The 1,861-nt window shown below is 67.7% G+C and carries 1 protein-coding gene; it reads right to left on the bottom strand.

What is annotated here, in order from left to right; genetic code table 11:
* Window positions 1-1,861: DNA-directed RNA polymerase subunit beta (rpoB, locus tag ABZU32_RS40875; RefSeq protein WP_354932158.1), on the bottom strand; the 1,861-nt coding region annotated here is incomplete at both ends.

The following is a 1,861-nucleotide window of genomic DNA, read 5'->3' as shown; positions in this document are numbered from 1 at the left end:
ACCGGGGTGCCGTCCTCCAGGAACGGCATGTCCTCCACGGGGAGGATCTTGGAGATGACGCCCTTGTTGCCGTGCCGGCCCGCCAGCTTGTCGCCGTCGGTGATCTTGCGCTTCTGGGCGACGTACACCCGGACCAGCTCGTTCACACCGGGGGGAAGCTCGTCGCCCTCCTCGCGGCTGAACACGCGGACGCCGATGACCTTGCCCATCTCGCCGTGCGGGACCTTCAGGGAGGTGTCGCGGACCTCGCGGGCCTTCTCACCGAAGATCGCGCGCAGCAGCCGCTCCTCCGGCGTCAGCTCGGTCTCGCCCTTGGGCGTGACCTTGCCGACCAGGATGTCACCGGGAACGACCTCGGCGCCGATGCGGATGATGCCGCGCTCGTCGAGGTCGGCCAGGACCTCCTCGGAGACGTTCGGGATGTCCCGGGTGATCTCCTCAGGGCCCAGCTTGGTGTCGCGGGCGTCGACCTCGTGCTCCTCGATGTGGATCGAGGACAGCACGTCGTCCTGCACCAGTCGCTGGGACAGGATGATCGCGTCTTCGTAGTTGTGGCCCTCCCACGGCATGAACGCCACCAGGAGGTTCTTGCCGAGCGCCATCTCACCGTTGTCGGTGCACGGACCGTCGGCGACGACCTGGTTGACCTCCACCCGGTCGCCCTCGCGGACGATGGGCTTCTGGTTGAAGCAGGTGCCCTGGTTGGAGCGCTTGAACTTCGCCACGCGGTAGGTCGTGCGGGTGCCGTCGTCGTTCATGACGGTGACGTAGTCGGCCGAGACCTCCTCGACGACGCCCGCCTTCTCGGCGGTGATGACGTCGCCGGCGTCGGTCGCGGCGCGGTACTCCATGCCGGTGCCGACCAGCGGGGCCTCGCTCTTGAGGAGCGGGACCGACTGGCGCTGCATGTTGGAGCCCATGAGCGCGCGGTTGGCGTCGTCGTGCTCCAGGAAGGGGATCATGGCGGTCGCGACCGACACCATCTGGCGGGCCGAGACGTCCATGTAGTCGACCTCGTTGGGCCGGATGAACTCGACCTCGCCGCCCTTCCTGCGGACCAGGACGCGGTCCTCGGCGAAGGCGCCGTCGGCCTTCAGCGGGGTGTTGGCCTGGGCGATGACGTGCCTGTCCTCCTCGTCGGCGGTCAGGTAGTCGATCTCCTCGGTGACCCGGCCGTCCACGACCTTGCGGTAGGGCGTCTCGACGAAGCCGAAGGTGTTGACCCGGCCGAAGGACGAGAGCGAGCCGATGAGGCCGATGTTCGGGCCTTCAGGGGTCTCGATCGGGCACATGCGGCCGTAGTGCGAGGGGTGCACGTCGCGGACCTCGAAGCCGGCCCGCTCACGAGACAGACCACCGGGGCCGAGCGCGGACAGACGCCGCTTGTGCGTCAGGCCGGCCAGCGGGTTGGTCTGGTCCATGAACTGCGACAGCTGGGAGGTGCCGAAGAACTCCTTGATCGACGCCACGACCGGGCGGATGTTGATCAGGGTCTGCGGCGTGATCGCCTCGACGTCCTGCGTGGTCATGCGCTCGCGGACGACGCGCTCCATGCGGGCCAGGCCCAGGCGGACCTGGTTCTGGATCAGCTCGCCGACGGTGCGCAGGCGGCGGTTGCCGAAGTGGTCGATGTCGTCGGTCTCGACGACGATCTGACCGTTCGCCCCGGGCATCTCGACCTCGCCGGCGTGCAGCCGGACGATGTACTCGATGGTGGCGACGATGTCCTCTTCGGTGAGCGTCCCCTGGTTGATGTCGGCGTCGACGCCGAGCTTCTTGTTGATCTTGTAGCGGCCGACCTTGGCCAGGTCGTAGCGCTTGGGGTTGAAGTAGAGGTTCTCCAGCAGCGTCTGGGCGGACT

It is taken from the genome of Sphaerisporangium sp. NPDC005288, from assembly GCF_040607475.1.
Taxonomy (GTDB): domain Bacteria; phylum Actinomycetota; class Actinomycetes; order Streptosporangiales; family Streptosporangiaceae; genus Sphaerisporangium; species Sphaerisporangium rhizosphaerae.
This window is presented reverse-complemented; position numbering and strand designations above follow the sequence as displayed.